This window comes from Streptosporangium pseudovulgare (assembly GCF_014648055.1).
Classification (GTDB): domain Bacteria; phylum Actinomycetota; class Actinomycetes; order Streptosporangiales; family Streptosporangiaceae; genus Streptosporangium; species Streptosporangium pseudovulgare.
On sequence record NZ_BMQJ01000006.1, the window covers coordinates 248732 to 270534 of the forward strand.

General features: G+C 72.8%; 20 protein-coding genes. 16 read left to right on the forward strand and 4 right to left on the reverse strand.

Annotation, left to right across the window (positions count from 1 at the left end):
• A complete protein-coding gene (locus tag IEZ10_RS39940; RefSeq protein ID WP_268246315.1) occupies positions 1 to 1557 on the reverse strand; it encodes a glycosyltransferase family 39 protein in 1557 nt (518 codons plus the stop codon).
• A 167-nt stretch (positions 1558 to 1724) separates the two neighbouring features.
• On the reverse strand, positions 1725 to 1898 hold the full coding sequence (locus IEZ10_RS14700) for a hypothetical protein (protein ID WP_189247043.1): 174 nt from the start codon (positions 1896 to 1898) through the stop codon (positions 1725 to 1727).
• Positions 1899 to 1923: 25 nt separating this feature from the next.
• Between IEZ10_RS14700 and IEZ10_RS14705 the strand changes: the two genes are divergently transcribed.
• The 5 genes from IEZ10_RS14705 to IEZ10_RS38975 all read left to right on the forward strand — a co-directional run bounded on the left by IEZ10_RS14705 (position 1924) and on the right by IEZ10_RS38975 (position 9351).
• Positions 1924 to 2463, forward strand: a complete 540-nt coding sequence (locus IEZ10_RS14705) for a CGNR zinc finger domain-containing protein (RefSeq protein WP_189247044.1) — start codon at positions 1924 to 1926, stop codon at positions 2461 to 2463.
• 193 nt (positions 2464 to 2656) lie between these two features.
• Positions 2657 to 4267 (forward strand): ABC-F family ATP-binding cassette domain-containing protein, encoded by a 1611-nt coding sequence (locus IEZ10_RS14710; RefSeq protein ID WP_189247045.1) that lies wholly within the window; start codon positions 2657 to 2659, stop codon positions 4265 to 4267.
• Between the two features lie 212 nt (positions 4268 to 4479).
• On the forward strand, positions 4480 to 5283 hold the full coding sequence (locus tag IEZ10_RS14715; RefSeq protein ID WP_189247046.1) for a hypothetical protein: 804 nt from the start codon (positions 4480 to 4482) through the stop codon (positions 5281 to 5283).
• Positions 5284 to 5459: 176 nt separating this feature from the next.
• A complete protein-coding gene (locus IEZ10_RS14720; protein WP_189247047.1) occupies positions 5460 to 7478 on the forward strand; it encodes an RNA polymerase sigma factor in 2019 nt (672 codons plus the stop codon).
• 424 nt (positions 7479 to 7902) lie between these two features.
• Positions 7903 to 9351, forward strand: a complete 1449-nt coding sequence (locus IEZ10_RS38975) for an NlpC/P60 family protein (RefSeq protein WP_229811266.1) — start codon at positions 7903 to 7905, stop codon at positions 9349 to 9351.
• A 93-nt stretch (positions 9352 to 9444) separates the two neighbouring features.
• Here the strand turns inward: IEZ10_RS38975 and IEZ10_RS14730 are convergent, their stop codons facing one another.
• Complete coding sequence (locus IEZ10_RS14730; protein WP_179821953.1) at positions 9445 to 9936, reverse strand: inorganic diphosphatase; 492 nt, start codon at positions 9934 to 9936, stop codon at positions 9445 to 9447.
• 141 nt (positions 9937 to 10077) lie between these two features.
• On the opposite strand from IEZ10_RS14730, the gene dacB reads away from it, so the two are divergent.
• The 11 genes from dacB to IEZ10_RS14785 all read left to right on the forward strand — a co-directional run bounded on the left by dacB (position 10078) and on the right by IEZ10_RS14785 (position 20387).
• Positions 10078 to 11424, forward strand: coding sequence for a D-alanyl-D-alanine carboxypeptidase/D-alanyl-D-alanine endopeptidase (dacB, locus tag IEZ10_RS14735; RefSeq protein ID WP_229811267.1), 1347 nt, complete (start codon positions 10078 to 10080; stop codon positions 11422 to 11424).
• Between the two features lie 218 nt (positions 11425 to 11642).
• Positions 11643 to 12857, forward strand: coding sequence for an Rv3626c family coenzyme F420 biosynthesis-associated protein (locus IEZ10_RS14740; RefSeq protein WP_189247048.1), 1215 nt, complete (start codon positions 11643 to 11645; stop codon positions 12855 to 12857).
• A gap of 61 nt (positions 12858 to 12918) precedes the next feature.
• Positions 12919 to 13929 carry a tRNA lysidine(34) synthetase TilS gene (gene tilS, locus IEZ10_RS14745; RefSeq protein WP_189247049.1) on the forward strand — a complete coding sequence of 337 codons (1011 nt, stop codon included), beginning with the start codon at positions 12919 to 12921 and terminating at the stop codon, positions 13927 to 13929.
• Positions 13930 to 13940: 11 nt separating this feature from the next.
• A complete protein-coding gene (gene hpt, locus IEZ10_RS14750; RefSeq protein WP_229811268.1) occupies positions 13941 to 14498 on the forward strand; it encodes a hypoxanthine phosphoribosyltransferase in 558 nt (185 codons plus the stop codon).
• Between the two features lie 282 nt (positions 14499 to 14780).
• Positions 14781 to 16757 (forward strand): ATP-dependent zinc metalloprotease FtsH, encoded by a 1977-nt coding sequence (gene ftsH, locus IEZ10_RS14755; RefSeq protein ID WP_189247050.1) that lies wholly within the window; start codon positions 14781 to 14783, stop codon positions 16755 to 16757.
• Positions 16758 to 16759: 2 nt separating this feature from the next.
• Positions 16760 to 17344 carry a GTP cyclohydrolase I FolE gene (folE, locus tag IEZ10_RS14760; protein WP_373287397.1) on the forward strand — a complete coding sequence of 195 codons (585 nt, stop codon included), beginning with the start codon at positions 16760 to 16762 and terminating at the stop codon, positions 17342 to 17344.
• Positions 17345 to 17760: 416 nt separating this feature from the next.
• Entirely contained in the window at positions 17761 to 18612 is an 852-nt protein-coding gene (gene folP, locus IEZ10_RS14765) for a dihydropteroate synthase (RefSeq protein ID WP_189247051.1), read from the forward strand.
• Entirely contained in the window at positions 18609 to 19049 is a 441-nt protein-coding gene (locus tag IEZ10_RS14770) for a nuclear transport factor 2 family protein (RefSeq protein ID WP_179821967.1), read from the forward strand. The genes folP and IEZ10_RS14770 overlap by 4 nt, the downstream gene beginning before the upstream one ends.
• Positions 19046 to 19432, forward strand: a complete 387-nt coding sequence (folB, locus tag IEZ10_RS14775; RefSeq protein ID WP_189247052.1) for a dihydroneopterin aldolase — start codon at positions 19046 to 19048, stop codon at positions 19430 to 19432. The genes IEZ10_RS14770 and folB overlap by 4 nt, the downstream gene beginning before the upstream one ends.
• The gene (folK, locus tag IEZ10_RS14780) at positions 19429 to 19926 is read left to right on the forward strand and encodes a 2-amino-4-hydroxy-6-hydroxymethyldihydropteridine diphosphokinase (protein ID WP_189247053.1); all 498 of its coding nucleotides are present in this window, start codon (positions 19429 to 19431) and stop codon (positions 19924 to 19926) included. Before folB ends, folK begins: the two co-directional genes overlap by 4 nt.
• The gene (locus tag IEZ10_RS14785; protein WP_189247054.1) at positions 19923 to 20387 is read left to right on the forward strand and encodes a DUF3180 domain-containing protein; all 465 of its coding nucleotides are present in this window, start codon (positions 19923 to 19925) and stop codon (positions 20385 to 20387) included. Before folK ends, IEZ10_RS14785 begins: the two co-directional genes overlap by 4 nt.
• Before the next feature lie 172 nt (positions 20388 to 20559).
• Here the strand turns inward: IEZ10_RS14785 and IEZ10_RS14790 are convergent, their stop codons facing one another.
• Entirely contained in the window at positions 20560 to 21786 is a 1227-nt protein-coding gene (locus tag IEZ10_RS14790) for an NADH-quinone oxidoreductase subunit D (RefSeq protein ID WP_189247055.1), read from the reverse strand.
• Positions 21787 to 21803 lie beyond the last annotated feature (17 nt).

The window sequence follows — 21803 nt, forward strand, 5'->3', positions numbered from 1 at the left end:
TCAGCTGTAGTGGCGGGCCTGCGGCCACAGCCGGTCCCACGGGGCCACCGGGTCGCGGCAGACGAGGATCGGCAGGTGCTGCTCCTCGTTGGACAGGCCGACACCGTTGTCGATCCGGCCGCGCCGCTCGCACGAGGCGAACGACCGCGCGTAACCGGCCGGGTTGTCGGTCACGACCACCGCGACCCGCGCCGAGGCGGGCGGCGGGCCGTACCGGTAGAGCTCGTTGTGGCCGCTGTAGACGGCGGGCAGCCCGTATCGCCGGGCGTAGCGGGTCAGCGCGCCGGCCTCGCCGTAGTTCTGGGTGAGGAGCACGGCCCGCGCCCGGTCCGCGGGCGGCAGGTCCCGGACCACGGCGGCGACCCGCGCGGCGAACTCCGGCCAGCCGACCGACTCGCGCGCCACCTCGTTCAGTGCGGCGACCGGGGTCCCCTCCAGTGACGCGGGCGGGACGACCGGCAGCGCGACGACGGCCGACACGAGCGCGCCGGCGGCCAGGAACCCGCCGAGCAGCGCGCGCCGTCCCGTCCGCCCCGCCGGCCGCTCCGCCGACCGTTCCGCGCCCTGCTCCGCCGTCTCTTCCGCCGGCCGTCTCACCGCCCGCTCCGCCGTACGCCCCGCGCCGGACATCCACCGCTCGGCGGGGCCGCAGCCCGCCGCGAAGAGCAGCACGAGCAGGCCCGCGACGTAGTCGGCACGCCCTCCCGAGTACAGCACCAGCGCGCAGGCCACCGGGTAGGCCAGAGCGAGGCACCGCAGGCGCGGCTCCCGCCACAGCCGCACGAGACCGGCCACCTGGAGGACCGCCTGGGCCGGCCCGAGCAGCAGGATCTGCAGCGGCACGAACATGACCCGGTTCTCCGCGCCGTCGTCCGCCTCCAGCGCCGCGGCCATCTGCAGCTGCGGCCAGCCGTGCGTCGCCTGGTAGACCAGGTTGGGCGCGGCGAGCACCAGGGCCAGCAGCGCGCCGAGCCAGAGCCGGCGGTCCCGCAGTACGTCGCGCGGCCCGGCGGCCAGCACACCCACGCCCACGGCGGCCAGGAGCAGCACGACGAGCTGCCGGTTGTAGGTCGCGACGCCCGCGATGGCGCCCACCGCGAGCCACCAGCGGCCGTCGCCCCGCAGCGCCCGGACGCAGAACAGGATCGCCGCGACCCACAGCGGCAGGTCGGCGCTCAGGGTGAGCAGGGTGTGCCCGGCGACCAGGACCAGGGTCGTGGTGGCGACGCCCGCCGCGGCGACGATCTGGGCGGTCCGTCCGCCGCCCAGTTCCCGGGCCAGCAGGGCCGTCAGGACCACCACGAGGGCCGCGGACAGGGCGGGGAGGACGCGCAGCGCGGTCACACCGTCCCCGAAAAGCCCGATCGAGACGCGGGCGATCATCGGGGTCAGCGGTGGGGTGTCGAAGTATCCGAGCGCCGGGTGCTCACCCAGCAGGCGGAAGTACAGCTCGTCACGGTGGTATCCGTAGCGGGGGCTCACGGCCAGCAGCACGGCGAGGGTGGCCAGGGCGGTCGCGGCGACGGGCACGCGAGCGGAACGGGGGGTTTCCGGCACCCCGCCATCATCTTCCTCCCGCGCCGTCATGACCATGGGGTACGGCCGGCCCGGCGGAGGCGCCGGGGAACCACTCGGGTGACCGGGTCGTCTCCGGCCATGCCGCCCGTTCCCCGGGGCCTCCGCCGCGGTCATCCCACGATGAGACCCCGCTCCACGATGAAGCCTCACCCCATCGTGAAGCCGATCACCCGTCCGGCCAGCACGACCAGCCACCGGCCGCATCCGCACCGCGCGTAGCCCACCGTCCCCTCCGCGCTGCCGTGGGTGGAGGCCGTGACGCCCGCCCGCCCGCACGCCGGGCAGCCGGGACCCGTTTCCGCCGCGATCTCGTCGATCATGCCACCAGCGTGGTGTCATTGTTCAATGCATTTCAACCCTTACGGCGGCGCCGCCGCCCAGCTCGCCGCCGCGCTGGTGAACCTGGAGCCCGGCACCTCGCCCGAGACGATCACCGAGGTGCTGCGGGAGCACGACTACCGTCCCTTCCGGCAGGTGAGTCCCGCCGAGGCGGCGGAGCTGCTGCGCTGGGCCGGCCGGCTGCGCCCGGTCTTCGCCGACGCCGACCTCGACCGCCGGGTGGGGGCGGTCAACGCCCTGCTGGCCGTCACCGTCAGCCGGCCGTACATCTCCCGGCACGACGGCCGCGCGCCGCACCTGCACTTCGCCCACGAGCGGGGGCCCATCGTCGACCGGCTGCGGGCCTACACCGCCTCCGGCCTGGCCCACGCGATCTGCGAGGACCACACCCGGCTGGGCGTGTGCGACCGCCCCGGCTGCGACGTGGCCTACGTGGACACCTCCCGCAACGGCCGGCGCCGCTTCTGCGGCGTCCGCTGCGCCAACCGGGTCTACGTCGCCGGCCACCGGAGCCGTACGGCCGCGGAAGGCCCGAGCCGGCTGTGACCCGCCCTCCCCTCTGCCCCTCTGCCGCTCTGCCGCACACCGGGCACGACGGCGCGGACAGGGCCGTGGCACCGGCCGGACCATGGACCGGGGGCGGATCGCGGCCGACGGCGCCGGAGTGCCAGGAAATCCGGATGCCCGTCACCGAAACCGGCATGTACTCTTCCCGGGAGCTTGAGAGAGGGAAAACGCCGTGGGACACGTCGAGGTCGGGCATCTGACGTATGTGCTGCCGGACGGGCGGCCGTTGCTGAACGACGTGTCGTTCCGGATCGGCGACGGTGTCAAGGCCGCGCTCGTCGGCCCCAACGGCGCCGGCAAGACCACGCTCATGCGGCTCATCGCGGGCGACCTCCAGCCGGTCGACGGGAGCGTGGCGAGCTCCGGCGGGCTCGGGATCATGCGGCAGTTCATCGGCGGCATCCGCGACGGGCGGACCGTCCACGACCTCCTCCTCAGTGTCGCCCCCGAACGCGTACGGCAGGCCGCCGAGCGTCTGGAGGCCGCCGAGCTCGTGATGATGGAGCGCGAGGACGAGAAGGCCCAGATGCGCTACGCGCAGGCCATCACCGACTACACCGACGCGGGCGGCTACGACATCGAGGTGCTCTGGGACACCTGCACGATGGCCGCGCTCGGCGTGCCGTACGACCGGTGCAAGTACCGCGAGGTCAACACGCTGTCGGGCGGCGAGCAGAAGCGGCTGGTGCTGGAGGCGCTGCTGCGCGGGCCCGACCAGACGCTGCTGCTGGACGAGCCGGACAACTACCTCGACGTGCCGGGGAAGCTCTGGCTGGAGCGGGCGCTGCGCGAGACGCCCAAGACCGTGGTGCTGGTCAGCCACGACCGGGAACTGCTGGCCAACGCCGCCGACCGGATCATCACCGTCGAGTCGGGCAACATCTGGGTGCACGGCGGGGGCTTCCGCACCTACGCCCAGGCGCGCCGGGAGCGCAACGAGCGCCTCGACGAGCTGAAGAGGCGCTGGGACGAGGAGCACGCCAAGCTGAAGCAGCTGGTCAACACGCTGAAGAACAAGGCGAAGTACATGGACACCATGGCCGCCGCCTACCACTCCGCGCAGACCCGGCTGCGGAGGTTCGAGGAGGCCGGCCCGCCCGAGGCCGCGCCCAAGGAGCAGTTCATCAGCATGCGCCTCAAGGGCGGCCGGACCGCCAAGCGGGCGGTGATCTGCGAGGGCCTGGAGCTCACCGGCCTGATGAAGCCGTTCGACCTGGAGATCTGGTACGGCGAGCGGGTCGCCGTCCTCGGCTCCAACGGCTCCGGCAAGTCGCACTTCCTGCGCCTGCTGGCCGGTGAGGACGTCCGGCACGCCGGTGTGGCCAGGCTCGGGGCCCGGGTCGTGCCCGGCCACTTCGCCCAGACCCACGCCCGCCCGGAGCTGACCGGCCGGACGCCGTGCGAGATCGTCATGACCGAGCACGCCCGGCTGAAGAACGAGGCGATGAAGGCGCTGGCCCGCTACGAGCTGGCCGGGGACGTCGCCGAGCAGCGGTTCGAGACGCTGTCGGGCGGGCAGCAGGCACGGCTGCAGATCCTGCTGCTGGAGCTGTCGGGCACGACGCTGCTGCTGCTCGACGAGCCGACCGACAACCTCGACCTCGCCAGCGCCGAGGCGCTGCAGGAGGGGCTCGACGCCTTCGACGGCACCGTGGTCGCGGTCACCCACGACCGCTGGTTCGCCGACGACTTCGACCGCTACCTGGTGTTCGGCTCCGACGGCAAGGTCTACGAGACCCCCGAGCCGGTCTGGGACGAGAGCCGGGTGGTCCGCGCGAGGTAGGGCGTGGACGCGTTCGACCTGCGCACCCCGGAGAGCATCGGGTGGTCCGTGCGAGGTGGGGCCGTAGGGCCGCCCGGACCGGCGGCCCGCCCGCCGACGCCGGGACGTGGGCCCGGGACCCGCCCCTGATCACCGATCAGGAACGGTAAAGAATGCCGTCGTTCCCCGTGTGTCCCCTGGGGGACGTCCCGAATACGGGTTATCACCATGGGGTGACGCACAGCACCCGAATCGTCGGCGTTATCGCCCTGCTGCTCCTGGCCGGATGCTCCTCCGGCACGGAGAAGCGGCAGGCGGCCCCGCTCCGGCCGCTCACGGTCAGGGAGCAGGTCTCCTCCGTCGTCAAGGGCGACGACGGCTACGTCGTGAACTGGGCCGGGGTGCTCTCCAACGCCAACCCCTGGCACTTCGGGGAGCACGTGGTGGCCACGGTGGTCGCCAAGGACGCCCTGGGCCGGGAGATCGTGCGGACCGAGCAGCAGCTGGACGCGGTGCCGCCGGGCGGGACGCTCCCCTTCAGCGGCCAGACGACCGCCGCGCGCAAGCCCTCACAGGTCAGCGTCACCTACGGCTCCGCCCAGTGGCACCCGGCCGCCCGGATCGTCTCGGCCTTCGAGAGCTTTCCCGTCACCGGCGTCCTGACGGCCCGGCAGGACCACGGCTATCTCGTCACCGGGTACGTCGGCTCGCCGTACAGCCTGCCGGCCGGGAACCTGGTGGTCACCGCGCTCCTGCGGGACCGGAACGGCAGGCTGCTCGGCGGGGGCAGCACGTTCGTGGACGACGTCCGGGCGAACGCCAAGCGCAGGTTCATCCTGAACATCCAGAGCGTCCAGGACACCGGGAAGATCGACCGGGCCGAGGTGCACGCCGGCACCTGGGGGTCGACCAGCCGTCCGTACGAGGCGCTGGCCCTCGGCGGCATCGTCCCGGTCAACACGGCCAAGCCGACCACGGCGCCCTTCGCCAAGGACCGGGGCAGGCCCGCCACGCTCACCGCCGACGCCCGCCCCTGACGGCCCGGCCGCGTCACGGATCCGGCGGATCACCCTGAATCCCCGCATACCAAAGGGGCCCGTACCCGAGTTCGAAGGGGGCCGGTTGCCTGCTTCGCCGACGGAACGCTGACAACGGCCGTCAACGCGAAAGAACCGGTAGAACTTTCAGTTACCAATCATTTACCGTCTGTCACATGGACAACGGTGTTCTGGTCGAAGCCCTCCGCAGGGGCGAGCCCGGCGCTCTCGCCGCGCTGTACGACGTCCACGCCCCGGGCCTTTACCAATATTGCTGGTTCATGCTGGGCGGCCCCGACGGGGCTCAGGTGGCGCTCCGCGACACCATGATCATCGCGGAGGCCCGCGTCCACGAGCTCGCCGACCCCGGCCTGCTCCGGGCGTGGCTGTACGCACTCGCTCGGGGGGAGTGCGTACGGCGACGCCCCACGGCCGGCCCGGAGCCGGGGATGCCGGGCCCGGCGGCCGCGGACCTCGCAGCCCCCGGCCCGGCGGTCGCGGACCTCGCGGCCCCCGGCCCGGAGGCCCCGGCTCCGGAGGCCGCGCGGCCCGGCTCCCCGCGATCCGGAGCCGCCGCTCCGGCGTCCCCGGGAGACGGTGTCGCTTCGGCCTTCCCGGGGGACGGCGTCACCGGCCTGGCCGCGTCGGCGTGGCACGCCGTCCGCAGCCTGTCCCCGCAGGACCAGGAGGTCCTCGAACTCCTTCACCGGCACGGGTTGTCCGTCGCCGACCTGGCAAGGGTGCTGGGGGTGCCGGTCAGGCGGGCCGGCACGATGGACGACGCGGCACGGGAGCGGCTCCGCGACGCGATCACCGTGGAGGTCCTCGCCCACCGGAGCCACCACGAGTGCGCGGACCTGGCGCGGTCACTGGACGGACCACCCGGCCGCCTCACCCCGCAGGCCCGGCGGCGGGCCGCCCGCCACGTGAGCGGCTGCGACGCCTGCGCCCCGCACCGGGCCCGGCAGGTCTCCGCGAGCAAGGTCCTCGCGGTCCTGCCGCCGGTCGTGCCGCCCGGGACGCTGCGCGTGCGGGTGATGAGCTGCTTCACCGACCCCGACCTCGTCCCCTACCGCCGCTACGTCGCCCGGAGGGCCGGCCTGCTCGACGCCGCCGGATTTCCCGGCCGCCCGGATCGCCGGAAAGGCCGCGGGGCTCGCGCTGTGGCCGGCGCGGTGGCTGCGCTCGCGGCGACGGCCGGCGTGGCGGTGATGTCCGTCCAGCTCATCGGTGAGTTCGGCGAGGACGCCGCCGGCGCGCCGGAGACGCGGCCGGTGACCGGGAAGCCGCCCGGCCTCCTCCTGCCGCGGACCCCCGGCCCGGCCGGTCCCCCGGCGGTCCTGGGATCCCTGGCCGGGCGGGAGACCGCGCGTCCGGCCGGGTCCGGGCCACCCCGGCCGATCGTGCCGATCGCCTTCACCGGGCTCGGGGGAGCGGATGGCCGGCACGTGGGGGGTCCCGTTCCGGAGCCCCCGCCACCACCGGTCCCCACTCCGGCTCCCACCCCGGGCAGCGAGCCCGCCCCCGCGCCGACGACCGGGCCCACCGCGGGGTCCACCGCGGGACCCACCGCGGCGCCCTCCGCGCGGCCCACCCGGATCGGGGCCACCGGCGGAGGTCCGACCGGCGGCCCGATCGCCGGGCCCGGTGGCGCTGACGGCCATGGCGGGCATGGAGGCACTGACGGCTCCGGCGGACGACCCGGCGGTTCCGGTGACCCCGGCGGGCGGCCCGGCTCCCACCAGCCCGGCCCGCCCGCGTCCGAGGGGCGTCCTCCGCGGCACGACGGGCCGCGGGAGCATCACTCGCGAGGGCGTCACCGCGCGGACCGGCCCGACCGGCCCTGTCCGCCCGGCTCCCGGCCCACCCCGGCCACGCCGACCCCGCCCGGGGCGGGCCCCGGTCCTCGGGAGACCCCGCCGCCGGCCCCGGCGCCGGAGCCGCCACGGCGAAGGGACCCCCAGTCCGCTTCACGACCTTCACCCACCGCCCCCGGCGGCCGTTCCCCCGCCCCGGATCCGTACGGGCCCCGGTCATCGGCTCAGACGAACCGGCCCGCCGCGCCTCCCGCTCCGAATCAGCCTGCCGTGTCATCAGGGCCGGACCGACCGGTCGCGCCTCCCACTCCGAGCCGGCCCGTCGCACCCTCGGGGCCGGATCGGCCCGCCGCGGCTTCGGAGCGGCAGCGTCCCTAGGTCTCGCCGCGCGCCGCTGAACGGCCCGGCGGTTCCGGTGATCCCGACGGTGGCTGTCCGGCGGATCGCTCACGGTGTGTGAGTTGCATGTGTGCACAGAGTGACCAGCGGGAATCCTGAGGCAATCAGTGATCACGCTGTGACGTGCATCGGCACAGTGCCACACAGTGATTCGGAGATTGGACGCATGCGTTCCGCGGGGAAGAGACGACGGCACTGCCACGCCGTGGCAGCGGCGGGCCTGGCCTGCTGCCTGATCACGGGCGCGGGGTTGCCCGTCCACGCGCGGCAGGGCAGGCCGGGCCCGTCCGCCGACGAGGTGGCGGAGGCCCGGTCCAGAGCCGTCGAGCGAAGTAAACAGGCGCGCGCGGCCGCCGACCGGCTCGCGAGCGCCCGGAAGAGGTCGGCCGAGCTGGCCGCCAGAGTGAGGAGACTGACCGAGATCCATGACGGCGAGCTGGCCGAGGCGGCCCGAGCACGGATGCTGGCCGAACAGGCGGATGAGCGGGCCCGCGAGGCCGGGGCCGAACTGGAACGGGCCGGGTTCCCCGACCGGTACGGAGCCCTCGCCTCAGCGGTCCTCCCATCCCGGCCCCCCTTTCCGGTCCTCTCCCCGGCGAACCCCCCTCCACCCCCGGCGGGCTTCCTGCGGTACCTTCCCCTTTCCGCCGGCGTAGGTCTTCCGGCGCCGCCCGCCACTCCCTTCACGGACGATTTCCCGGCCGGTTTCACCGTTCCCCTTCTCCAGGAGGTTCTCCTCTCCGGAGCGGGTGACGCGCCGTCGCCGGCCGAGAGGCTCGACGGGCTGCGGCGGGCCCGGGACTTCTTCCTCGCGCTCGGCGCCCGCGCCGAGGAGGTCCGTGTACGGCATCAGGCGGCGGCGAGCCGGGCCGCCGCCGAACGGGCGGCGGCCGAGGCGCAAGCGGCCGCCCGGCTGGCCGAGGTGCGGCGGATCACGGCCGAGCGGAGCCGTCTGCGGGACAGGGCTTCCGCGGCCAGGAGCGCCGCGGCCCGCCTCACCGGGCAGCGACGCGCCGCGCGGGGCCGTACCGGGGGCGTGGGGCCGGTGGGCCCCCTGGGGTTCGTCCGGGGCGGGTTCGCAGGCCCGTGGGCGTACGGCGGGATCAGGCTCGTGCGGCGCGCGGTGCTGGGCCGTACCGGAGGTCCGACCGGATGGGCCGGGGCGGCCCGGTGGACCCGGCGGCCGGCGGGGGCGCTCAGGACGGGACGCCCGGCCGGAGCCCGTGTCGGCGGGAGCCGTCTCGCCGGAGGCCGCGTGATCGGGGTCCACACCGCCGGGAGCCGTCTCGCCGGAGGCCGGATGATCGGAGGCCGCGTGATCGGAAGCCGCCTCGCCGGAGGCCGCGTGGCCGGGGAACGTGTCGCCGGGGCCCGCGTGATCGGAGGCCGTACCCTGCGGGGACGCGCCGGGGGCGACCGCTGGGGGCGGGGCGCGGGCGGCGGGTGGCCGGAGCCGGACTGGTGGCTCGACCCCGCTCCGTGGCAGATGCCCGGCGACGTCGTCGCCGACTGGGCGCTCACGCAGCTCGACAAGCCGTACGTCTGGGCGGCCAGTGGACCCCGCGGCTACGACTGCTCGGGGCTGGCCATGCGGGCGTGGGAGCGGGCCGGGATCAGGCTGGACCACTGGACGGGCTCCCAGTGGACGTCGGGACGGCACGTACGGCTCGATCGGCTCCACCGGGGCGACCTGCTGTTCTTCGGGCGGCTCACCGGAAACCCCGCGGACGTGCGGCACGTGGGGATCTACATCGGCGGAGGGCTGATGGTGCACGCCCCGCAGACCGGGGACGTCGTGCGGATCGCGCCGATGTGGCGCGGTGACCTCGTCGGCGCGACCCGCCCGGCGTGACACCCGGTGACCGTCCGCTCGGCGGCCACCCGCGTCGTGACCGCCGGCTCGGCGATCGCCCGTCTGGCGACCGCCGAGCCGGTGACCGTCCGCTCAGTGCTCGCCGGCGGTCTCCGCCCGCTTGATCGAGCGCGCGATCTCCTCCTCGGCCTCGACCCGGCCGACCCAGTTGGCGCCCTCGACGGACTTGCCGGGCTCCAGGTCCTTGTAGACCTCGAAGAAGTGCTGGATCTCCAGCCGGTCGAACTCCGCCACGTGGTGGATGTCGCGGATGTGCTCCATCCGGGGGTCGGTGGCCGGGACGCACAGGACCTTGTCGTCGCCGCCCTTCTCGTCGGTCATGCGGAACATGCCGACCGCGCGGCACTTGATCAGGCAGCCGGGGAAGGTCGGCTCCTGGAGCAGCACCAGCGCGTCGAGGGGGTCGCCGTCCTCACCGAGGGTGTTCTCGATGAAGCCGTAGTCTGCGGGGTACTGCGTGGAGGTGAAGAGCAGCCGGTCGAGCCTGATCCGTCCGGTCTCGTGGTCCACCTCGTACTTGTTCCGCTGTCCCTTGGGAATCTCAACGAGAACGTCGAACTCCACCGCTGTTCCTCCGCTCAAGCCCCCGGGTACACCCGGATGGGCATTAGTGTCTCGTAGGCGTTGAACCTGTTGGGTACCGTTTGGCGAAAGGTCGGCGACGTGATGCGGCGCGAGCGGTTGGTGGCCTTGGTCACTCTCGTCTTGCTGCAGCTTTTCGTCGTCGCGGCCGGTGCCCACCTGCTCACCAGCGACCTGCTGACCAAGAAGGCGCCCGAATCGACCGCTTCGGCCGAGCCGCCTCCCGTCCCGGTCGTCACCGCGGGTCCGGTGCTGGTCTCGGGGGGGAACGGACCTCTCCCTGCCAAGGGTACTTTGACCGCGGCTCTCACCAAGGCGCTGGGGGACCCCGCACTGGGCAAGAGGGTCGGCGGAGCGGTCCTCGATGTCCAGACCGGTGGCGTGATCTTCGCCGGTGACGCCGAGACGGGCATCACCCCGGCCTCCACCACCAAGGTCGCCACCTCGGTCGCCGCGCTGGCCTCCCTGGGGCCGGACACCAGGCTGAGCACGCGCGTGGTGCGGGGGACGACCGCGAACTCGATCGTCCTGGTCGGCGGGGGCGACCCCACGCTCGCCGGTCCCAAGCCGCTCGCCGGTCCGGTCTACCCCGTTCAGGCGTCCCTGCCGGTCCTCGCCCGGCGGACGGCCAAGGCCCTGAAGGCTGCCGGGATCACCAAGGTGTCCGTGACCTACGACGACAGCCTCTACACCGGCCCGCGCGTCCCCCCGTCCTGGAAGCCCAACTACATCCCCGACGGCGAGGCCGCCCCGGTCACGGCCCTCATGGTCGACGAGGGCAGGGTCACGCCGGGCGTCCGCCAGCGGGTCGCCGACCCCTCCCGGACGGCGTACCGGGTGTTCACCGCCCTGCTGCCCAAGTACGGCGTCGCGGTCTCCGGCGGCGGCGCCACACGGGCCAGGGCCCAGGCCGGCGCCCAGGAGATCGCCAGGGTCGACTCCGCGCCCGTCTACGCCCTGGTCGAGCGGGCACTGACGCTCAGCGACAACGACCTGGCCGAGGCGCTGGCCCGGCAGGTCGCCCTCAAGGAGGGCCTGCCGGTCTCCTTCGACGGCGGGGCGGCGGCCGTGCGGAAGGTGCTGGCCAGGCTGGGCGTGACCCAGGGCGTGCGGGTCTTCGACGGCAGCGGGCTGTCCCCCGACAACCGCATCGCCCCGGCGAGCCTGGCCCGGCTGGTCGCGCTGGCGGCCTCCCCGGCCAACCCCCACCTGCGTTCGGCGATCAGCGGCATGCCCATCGCCGGGTTCACCGGCACCCTCGGCCACCGCTTCACCAAGAACCACTCCGTCTACGGCCTGGTCCGCGCCAAGACCGGCACGCTCAACGGCGTCAACACGCTGACCGGCGTGACGACCACGCGGGAGGGCCGGCTGGTGGCGTTCGCCTTCATGGCGGACGACGTCCCGCCCGGGTGGGGCAAGGCGGAGGCGGCCCTCGACAGGCTCGCCGCGACGGTCGCCGCGAGCTGACGCCCGCCGCGGGCCGGTGCCCACCGTGCGTGCCGCCGGTCGTCGTGCTCCCGCGGCCGGGACGGCTCCGGCGCCCGGCGCGGGACCGCTCAGGGATGCCCGGCGCGGGACCGTTCAGGGATGGCCGCGCCGTCGCCGGCGGCCGATTCCCACGGCTTCCCGCGACGTGGACGACGCGGATGGCGCGATCAGGACGCTCACCACGTACGGTGGACGGTATGCAGGTGATCGACTGGGATCTTGCCGTAGCGACCGGAACGCGCCTGGTGCGCCCCGGGCCGCAAGTGAGCCGAGAGGAGGCCCGCCAGGCCGTCGCGCAACTGCGGCGGCTGTCCCGTGAGGCCGAGGGGCACGTCCGCGAGTTCACCCGAATCGACACCGAGACCGCGCCACAGCCCGCGACGATCGTCGACCGTCCCGGCTGGATCAAGGCCAACGTCGACGGTTTCCGGGTGGTGCTGGAGCCGCTGACCGACCGGCTGGCCGCCCGCGGGGCCCAGACCCCGGCGATCGTGACCTCGATGGGCGCGCGCGTCACCGGCGTCGAGGTCGGCGCGGTGCTGGCCTTCCTGGCGTCCCGCGTCCTCGGCCAGTACGAGCTGTTCCTGCCGCCGGATCCCAGGGGTGAGGCGCCCACCGGCCGCCTGACCCTGGTCGCCCCCAACATCGTGCACACCGAGCAGGAGCTCGACGTCAACCCGGACGACTTCCGCCTCTGGGTCTGCCTGCACGAGGAGACCCACCGGGTGCAGTTCACCGGTGTCCCGTGGCTGCGCGAATACGTCCGCTCCCAGACCACGCAGTTCCTGCTCGCCTCGGACATCGACCTGAGCACGCTCCTGGAGCGGTTCCGCTCGGCCGCCGACGCGGTGGCCGACGCCGTCCGGGGCGGCGAGGGCAACCTGATCGACGCGATCCAGACGCCCGAGCAGCGGGCGATCCTCGACCGGCTCACCGCGGTGATGACTCTGGTCGAGGGGCACGGCGACTACGTCATGGACGCCGTCGGGCCGTCCGTGGTCCCCTCGGTCGCCGAGATCCGCGGCAAGTTCCACCACCGCCGCGAGGGCGGCTCGCGGTTCGACCGCACGATCCGCAGGCTGCTCGGGATCGACCTCAAGATGAAGCAGTACGCCCAGGGCTCCGCCTTCGTCCGCGCGGTCGTCGACCGTGTGGGCATGGACGGTTTCAACAAGGTCTGGGCGTCTCCCGAGACCCTCCCCACCACGGACGAGATCGCCCACCCCGAGCGGTGGGTCGCCAGGGTGGCCGAGGCGAGGACCGTTCCCGGGGCCGGCGGCGGCACGCCCCTTCCGGCGGGTGGCGACGGCGCCGCCCCGAAGGCGGGCGCCGCCGGAGACGGCACCCCCGACACCGGAGACGGCACCCCGGACACCGGGGACACCTCGAAGCCCGGCGGCGCCGAGGGCTGACGACGGGCTTCGGCGAGGCCGGTGGCGCCGCCGGTCGCCCTGAGGCCGGACAATGACGGGCATGGGTCCGCCTCCGGCCGTCGCCGACGTCCGCCGTGCCGTACGGCACGCGCTGGGTGATCTCGCGCCCGGCTCTCTCGTGCTCGTCGCGTGCAGCGGCGGCGCCGACTCCCTGGCGCTGGCCGCCGCCACGGGTTTCGCCGCGCCCCGCGCGGGCCTGCGCGCCGGCCTGGTGACCGTCGACCACGGCCTGCAGGAGGGCTCCGCCGCCCGGGCCGCCGACGTCGTACGGCTGGCGCACGCCCTCGGGCTCGACCCCGCCGAGGCGGCGGCCGTCCACGTCGGCACCGCCGGGGGACCGGAGGCCGCGGCCAGGGAGGCCCGGTACGGCGCGCTGGCGGAGGCGGCGGGGCGGCTGGGCGCCGCGGCCGTGCTCCTCGGGCACACCAGGGACGACCAGGCCGAGACCGTGCTGCTCCGCCTGGCCAGAGGCAGCGGCACCCGGTCGCTGGCGGGCATGCCGGCCCGTGCCGGGCTGTACCGGCGGCCGTTCCTGGAGCTGGGCAGGCGGACGACCGCGGCGGCCTGCGCCGCGCTGGGCCTCGCCCCCTGGGAGGATCCGCACAACCTCGACGACCGCTACGCCCGCGTCCGGGTCCGGCGGCGGCTGCTGCCCGCCCTGGAGGAGGAGCTCGGCCCCGGGGTGACCGAGGCGCTGGCCCGGACCGCGTCCCTGTGCCGGGACGACGCCGACGCCCTCGACGGCTGGGCGGACGAGGTCTACGCCCGCGCCGCCGCCGGTTGCGCTCTTAGCGATATCGGCGGGGTCGCGCTGGCCGTACCGGAGCTGGAGAAGGCGCCCGCGGCGGTCCGCCGGCGGGTGCTGCGGCGGGCCGCGGTCGAGGCGGGCTCGCCTCCGGGCACGCTGGCGGCCGGGCACGTCCTGCGGATCGACAGCCTGGTCACCGGCTGGCGGGGGCAGCGGCGCGTGGAGGTCCCCGGGGGGATTGGGGTGGTCCGCCGGTATGGCACCCTGGTGTTCGCCAGACAGCCAGCCAGTCCCGCTTCGTAAGGAAATCCCAGGTGGACGCAGCCGACATGGACAAGGACCTCGCGCGGGTCCTCATCTCCGAGGACGAGCTCCAGGCCAAGATCAAGGAGTTGGCGGCCCGGATCGACGAGGACTACGCGGGCCAGGACCTGCTGATCGTGGGCGTGCTCAAGGGGGCGGTCATGGTCATGGCCGACCTGGCCAGGGCGCTGCACCTGCCGGTGCAGATGGACTGGATGGCCGTGTCGTCCTACGGCGCCGGTACCAAGTCCTCGGGTGTCGTGCGGGTGCTGAAGGACCTCGACACCGACATCGCGGGCCGTCACGTGCTGGTCGTCGAGGACATCATCGATTCCGGCCTGACCCTTTCGTGGCTGGTCCACAACCTGAAGTCGCGCAACCCGGCCTCCGTGGAGATCTGCGCCGCGCTGCGCAAGCCGGACGCGGTCAAGGTTCCGATCGATGTGAAATACATCGGATTCGACATCCCCAACGAGTTCGTGATCGGGTACGGCCTGGACTACTCCGAGCGCTACCGGAACCTCCCTTTCATCGGGACTCTCGCGCCGCACGTGTACGGAGAGGCCTGAAAAGTACGCCCTGCGCGAAGCGGGCCGTCCGAAAAGGCGACATCGCCCGCTGCGGCAGGGAACACACACCCACCTGACGTACGTTGGTAGGGCAAAGCCGGTGCTGCCTGAGCGGTTACCCTGCGCGGCACGCCGGTGTACCTTCGGACTTCTAAGAGAAGGCCTACAGCGCCGTCTCTGGGTAGTCAGTTGGAAGCGGTTAGGGATGCCGCAACCCCGGGCTCGCCCGGGGTCTCCAGGCCATGGTCAGGAAGGGACGGGCCCGCCGGGGTTCCGCATCGGATGGATCTCAAGCGATTTACACGTGGGCCACTGCTGTGGATCCTGGGCATCGTCGTCTTGCTCTTGCTCGTAAGCACCATGTGGGGTGGTGACGGCAGCTTCGAGAAGAGGGACACGTCCCAGATCGTCAGCTGGATCAACGAGGGCAAGGTCTCCAACGCCAAGATCATCGACAAGGATCAGCGCATCGAGGTCACACTGGCCGACGGCAAGCGCTACTACTCCTCGTGGGTGACCGGCCAGGGGGTCCAGCTCGCCGACCAGCTCCAGACAGCGCAGAATGCCGGAAAGCTTTCCAAGGGCTACACCGTCGACGTGCCGAAGGAGAACATCCTCGTCGGCCTCGTGGTGAGCTTCCTGCCGATCATCCTCATCGTGCTGATCTTCCTGTTCGTCATGAACCAGATGCAGGGTGGCGGCTCGCGGGTGATGAACTTCGGCAAGTCGAAGGCCAAGCTCATCACCAAGGACACTCCCAAGACCACCTTCGCCGACGTCGCCGGCGCGGACGAGGCCATCGAGGAGCTGCAGGAGATCAAGGAGTTCCTGCAGGCCCCGGCCAAGTTCCAGGCGATCGGCGCCAAGATCCCCAAGGGCGTCCTGCTGTACGGCCCGCCCGGAACCGGCAAGACCCTGCTCGCCAGGGCGGTCGCCGGTGAGGCCGGGGTGCCGTTCTACTCGATCTCCGGTTCCGACTTCGTCGAGATGTTCGTCGGCGTCGGCGCCTCCCGGGTGCGCGACCTGTTCGAGCAGGCCAAGGCGAACGCCCCGGCGATCATCTTCATCGACGAGATCGACGCGGTGGGCCGTCACCGCGGCGCCGGTCTCGGCGGCGGTCACGACGAGCGCGAGCAGACGCTGAACCAGCTCCTCGTCGAGATGGACGGCTTCGACGTCAAGGGCGGCGTGATCCTCATCGCCGCGACCAACCGGCCCGACATCCTCGACCCGGCGCTGCTGCGTCCCGGCCGGTTCGACCGCCAGGTCACCGTCGACCGCCCGGACCTGGAGGGCCGCAAGGGCATCCTCAAGGTCCACGGCCGCGGCAAGCCGTTCGCCGAGGGCGTCGACCTCGACGTCATCGCCCGCCGTACCCCCGGCTTCACCGGTGCCGACCTGGCCAACGTCATCAACGAGGCCGCGCTGCTCACCGCCCGCGCCGACCAGAAGCTGATCACGATGGAGACCCTTGAGGAGTCCATCGACCGCGTCATGGCCGGCCCCGAGCGCAAGTCCCGGGTCATGTCGGACCAGGAGAAGAAGATCATCGCGTACCACGAGGGCGGTCACGCCCTGGTCGCGCACGCGCTGCCCAACTCCGACCCGGTCCACAAGATCACGATCCTGTCCCGCGGCCGCGCCCTCGGTTACACGATGACGCTGCCCATGGAGGACAAGTTCCTCGCGACCCGCTCGGAGATGATGGACCAGCTCGCGATGCTGCTGGGCGGCCGCACGGCGGAGGAGCTCGTGTTCCACGAGCCCACCACCGGCGCCTCCAACGACATCGAGAAGGCCACCTCCATCGCCCGGCGCATGGTCACCGAGTACGGCATGAGCGAGCAGCTCGGCGCCCGCAAGTTCGGCACCGGCCAGGCCGAGGTCTTCCTGGGCCGCGAGATGGGCCACGAGCGCGACTACTCCGAGAAGATCGCCTCGGCGATCGACGAGGAGGTCCGCCGCCTCATCGAGTCCGCGCACGACCAGGCGTGGGAGATCCTCGTCGAGTACCGCGACGTGCTCGACAACCTGGTGCTGGAGCTGATGGAGAAGGAGACCCTCTCCCGCGAGCAGGTCCTCCAGATCTTCGCTCCGGTGGTCGTCAAGGAGAAGCGGCCCTCCTACTCCGGTTACGGCAAGCGGCTGCCGTCCAACCGCCCGCCGATCCTCACCCCCAAGGAGCAGTCCGGCAACGGCGCGCTCCCGGCGGGTACGTCGGGCGTCTACCCGGACGCCGCCCCGAGGGACGGTAGCTGAGCGTGGACGTCGAACAGCCGGCGAGCGTCGACTCGGCCCGGATCGAGAAGGCCGTCCGCGAGATCCTCATCGCGATCGGTGAGGATCCCGACCGGGACGGCCTCCAGGAGACCCCGGCCCGGGTCGCCCGCGCCTACGCCGAGCAGTTCGCCGGACTGCGGCAGACCCCGGAAGACGTGCTGACCACGGTCTTCGACGTCGACCACGACGAGATGGTGCTCGTCAGGGACATCGAGGTGTACTCCACCTGCGAGCACCATCTGGTGCCGTTCCACGGCGTCGCCCACGTCGGCTACATCCCCAACCAGAAGGGGCAGGTCACCGGCCTGTCCAAGCTGGCCAGGCTGGTCGACGTGTACGCCCGCCGCCCGCAGGTGCAGGAGCGGATGACCTCCCAGATCGCCGACGCGCTCATGCGGGTGCTGGAGCCCCGGGGGGTCATCGTCGTGATCGAGTGCGAGCACCTGTGCATGACCATGCGCGGTGTCCGCAAGCCCGGCGCGAAGACGATCACCTCGGCGGTGCGCGGCGACTTCCGCAACAGCGAGAAGACCCGCGCCGAGGCGATGTCGCTGATCATCCACTGATTCCACCGAGCCCATCGGGCCCGCAGGACCCACCGGGTCCACCGGGTCCACCGGATCCACAAGGCCGCCCGTCCACCGGGTCCGGGCCTCGAAGCCCCGCCGGAGCCGCCCTCGCGGTTCCGGCGGGGCTTCGCCGTACGGTAGGGGCGGAAACGCTGTCGGGCCTCCCCGGATCGGGTTAGTATCGCCACACTTGCCGACCGTCCGGCATGCTCCGATTCCTGTTTCGAGCGCTTCCTCGATCGGCTGGCCGGGAAAGGCGACCCACGCGGGAGATGATCGCGAGAAGTGCCGTCCACCGCCCTCCGCGCCGTCCCGGCGCCTCCCGGCCCCCCGACCGGCCGGAACGGACCCGTCGTCTCGCAAGCCGGACCCACGATATGGGCGAAGCATGGGGAACGCCTAGGCTTGTCGGCATGACTACGTGGAAGGTGCCGGGGGTGCCCGGTCGCGGCCGGTGCCTGGTGATGGGCGTGGTCAACGTGACCCCCGACTCGTTCTCCGACGGCGGCCGCTGGTTCGACCCGAAGGCGGCCGTGCGGCACGGTCTGGAACTGGTCGAGCAGGGCGCCGACATCGTCGACGTGGGAGGGGAGTCCACCAGGCCCGGCGCGGCGCGCGTGCCGCTCGACGAGGAGCTGGCCCGGGTCGAGCCGGTCATCCGGGAGCTCAGCCGCGAGGGCGTCGCGGTCAGCGTCGACACCATGCGGGCCGAGGTCGCCCGGGCCGCCGTGGACGCCGGGGCCGTGCTGGTCAACGACGTCAGCGGCGGGCTGGCCGACCCGGAGATGCCGAGGGTCGTCGCCGCGACCGGCGTGGCGTACGTGGTCATGCACTGGCGCGGCCACAGCCACGCGATGGAACGCCGCGCGGTCTACGACGACGTCGTGACCGAGGTGCGCGAGGAACTGGCCAAGCGGGTGGCCTCGGTGCTGGCCGAGGGCGTCGCCGAGGAGCAGATCGTGCTCGACCCTGGACTGGGCTTCTCAAAGAACGCCGAGCACAACTGGGCCGTGCTCGCCGGGCTCGACCGGCTCGCCGAACTCGGCCACCCCCTGCTCATCGGGGCGTCCCGGAAGCGTTTCCTGGGGCGGCTGCTCGCCGATCCGGACGGTACGCCACGGCCCTTCGACCGCAGCGACGACGCCACGCTCGCCGTGACGGCCATCGTCGCCCGGGAGGGGGCGTGGTGTGTGCGGGTGCACAACGTACGCCCGAACGCGGACGCCGTCCGCGTCGCCGCCGCCGTCCAGGGAGCGAGATCATGAGCGTCGACACCACCGCCGTCGAGACGGTCAACCAGGCGTTCTACACCGCGATCGAGAACGCCGACCTCGACCGGATGACCGAGATCTGGGCCGACGACATGGACGGCCGGCAGGTGAGCTGCGTGCATCCCGGGTGGCCGATCGTGTCGGGCCGCCCGGAGGTGCTGCGCTCCTGGGCGCTGCTCATGGCGAACACCCCCTACATCCAGTTCGTGCTGACCGACGTCCGGGTGATGGTGATGGGCGACGTCGCCATCCTCACCTGCGAGGAGAACATCCTCACCGCGGGCGACGAGGGTGATTCCAGCTTCGCCGCGGGCAAGGTGGTGGCGAGCAACACCTTCGTCAGGACGGCGGAGGGCTGGCGGCTCTGGCTGCACCACGGTTCGCCCGTGCTGCAGAGTGATGACGACGAGGAGGAGGACGAGGCGGCGTGACGGACCCGACCGGCACCGACCGGATCAGCGTGCGGGGGTTGCGGGCGAGAGGGCGGCACGGTGTGCTCGCGGCCGAGCGGGAGCTGGGCCAGGAGTTCGTGGTGGACGTCACGCTCTTCCTCGACACCGCCCCCGCGGCGGCCACCGACGACCTGACGAAGACCGTGCACTACGGCGAGCTCGCCCAGGAACTGGTGAAGGTCGTGGAGGGCGAGCCGGTCGACCTGATCGAGACGCTCGCCCAGCGCCTGGCCGACGTCTGCCTGGCGTACGAGCCGGTGGGGTCGGCCGAGGTGAGCGTGCACAAGCCGGCCGCGCCGATCCCGCTGCCGTTCGACGACGTGGTCGTGACGATCAGGAGAAGCCGGGAGGGCCGCGGATGAAGGTCGTGCTGGCGCTCGGCAGCAACCTGGGCGACCGCTTCGACACCCTGCAGGGCGCGCTGGACGCGCTCTTCGACGCGCCGGGGTTCGGCTTCGTCGCGGTGTCGCCGGTCTACGAGACCGACCCGGTCGGCGGCCCCGAGCAGGGCCATTATCTCAACGCGGTGGTGATCGCCGAGAGCTCCCTGGACCCCCGGGCGATCCTCGAACGCGCCCAGAGCGTGGAGAACGCCTTCGGCCGGATCCGGATGGAACGCTGGGGGGCGCGCACCCTCGACGTCGACCTCATCATGGTGGGGGATGCCGTCTCCGATGACCCCGAGCTGACGCTGCCGCATCCCCGGGCGCACGAGCGGGCGTTCGTGCTGGTGCCGTGGTCGCGGGTCGATCCTGAGGCGACGCTGGCCGGGCGGCGGGTCACCGACCTGCTGGCCGGGCTGGACCAGGAAGGTGTACGGCTGCGCGCCGATCTGACGCTGCAGAGGCCCGAGTGAAGCCCAGCCGCCCCGACGTGATCGTCGGGCTCATCGTCGTGTTCGGCGTCCTCACCTGGATCGCGCTGAAGCCGTTCTACTCGTCCCTGCCGACCGTGCCGTGGACGGCGATCCCGACGGTCTTCCTGCTGGCGATCGGCGAGGCGTACACCGGGTGGATGACCAGGGCCCGGATCAGGCGCAGGCCGGGCACCAAACCCGTCGAGCCGATGGCGGTGGCCCGCCTGGCGGCCCTGGCCCAGGCGTCGGCGTACGGCGGAGCCGTCTTCGCGGGCGTCTTCGCCGGGTTCGCCTTCTACACCGCCGACCTGCTGGAACAGGGTGTGCCGCGCCGCGACTTCCTCATCGCCGGCGGCTCGTTCGTCGGGTGCGTGGCGCTGATCTGCGCGGCGCTGTACCTGGAGCACTGCTGCCGGGTGCCCAAGGACCCCACCGAGAAGGGCCGGGAAGCCGGGCGCTGAGGTCCGCGTCCCGGCGGCCGGCCGGGTCCGGCGTCGTGATCCGCCGGTTCGCCGGGGATCCCGGAGACGCCGGTTCGCCGGGGCGCCGTTCACCGGAGACCCCGGAGACGCCGGTTCGCCGGGGCGCCGTTCACCGGAGACCCCGGAGACGCCGGGTCCGGCGCCGGCGGCGTCACTTGTCGATGTCGCCGACCACGAAGAACATCGAGCCGAGGATGGCCACCATGTCGGAGACCAGGTGGCCGGGGAGCGTCTCGCGCAGCACCTGGACGTTGTTGTAGGAGGCCGAGCGGAGCTTCAGCCGCCACGGGGTCTTCTCGCCGCGTGAGACGAGGTAGTAGCCGTTGAGGCCGAGCGGGTTCTCCGTCCAGGCGTAGGTGTGGCCCTCGGGGACCTTGAGCACCTTGGGCAGGCGCTGGTTGATCGGTCCCGGCGGCAGCTCGCGCAGCCGCTCCAGGCAGGCGTCGGCCAGGTCGAGGGACACCTTCACCTGCTCCAGCAGCACCTCGAACCGGGCGTGGCAGTCACCGGCCTCCCGGGTGACGACCCGCACCGGCAGCTCGCCGTAGGCGAGGTAGGGCTCGTCCCGGCGCAGGTCCATGTCCACCCCGGAGGCGCGGGCGATCGGGCCGCTCACGCCGTACTGCATGATCGTTTCGCGGTCCAGGACGCCCACTCCGCGGGTGCGGGCCAGGAAGATCTCGTTGTCCACGATCAGGTTCTCGATGTCGGGCAGCCGCCGCCGCACGTCGGCGACGGCCCGTGCGGCGCGGTCCGACCAGCCCTCGGGCAGCTCCTCCTTCAGGCCGCCGACCCGGTTGAACATGTAGTGCATCCGCCCGCCGGAGACCTCCTCCATCACGGCCTGGAGGGTCTCGCGCTCGCGGAACGCGTAGAAGACGGGGGTGATCGCGCCGAGTTCCAGCGGGTAGGAGCCGAGGAACATCAGGTGGTTGAGCACCCGGTTCAGCTCGGCCAGCAGTGTGCGGGTCCAGACGGCCCGGGGCGGCGTCTCCATGCCGAGCATCCGCTCCACCGCGAGAACCACGCCCAGCTCGTTGGCGAACGCCGACAGCCAGTCGTGCCGGTTGGCCAGCACGATGATCTGCCGGTAGTCGCGCACCTCGAACAGCTTCTCCGCGCCGCGGTGCATGTAGCCCACGATCGGCTCGGCCGAGCTGATCAGCTCTCCGTCCAGGGTGAGCCGCAGCCGCAGCACCCCGTGGGTGGAGGGGTGCTGCGGTCCGATGTTGAGGACCATGTCCTCGGTGGCGAGCTCCTTGCCCTGCGCGCCGGGAGCCGCCGGCCCGTCACCCGGGGCCGGCCGTACGGCCTCGGCCCCGGCCCCGATGCCCACGTGCAGCTCCCGGGACGTCCCCTCGGCGTGACGCTCACTCATAGGGCCATGCTCCCACG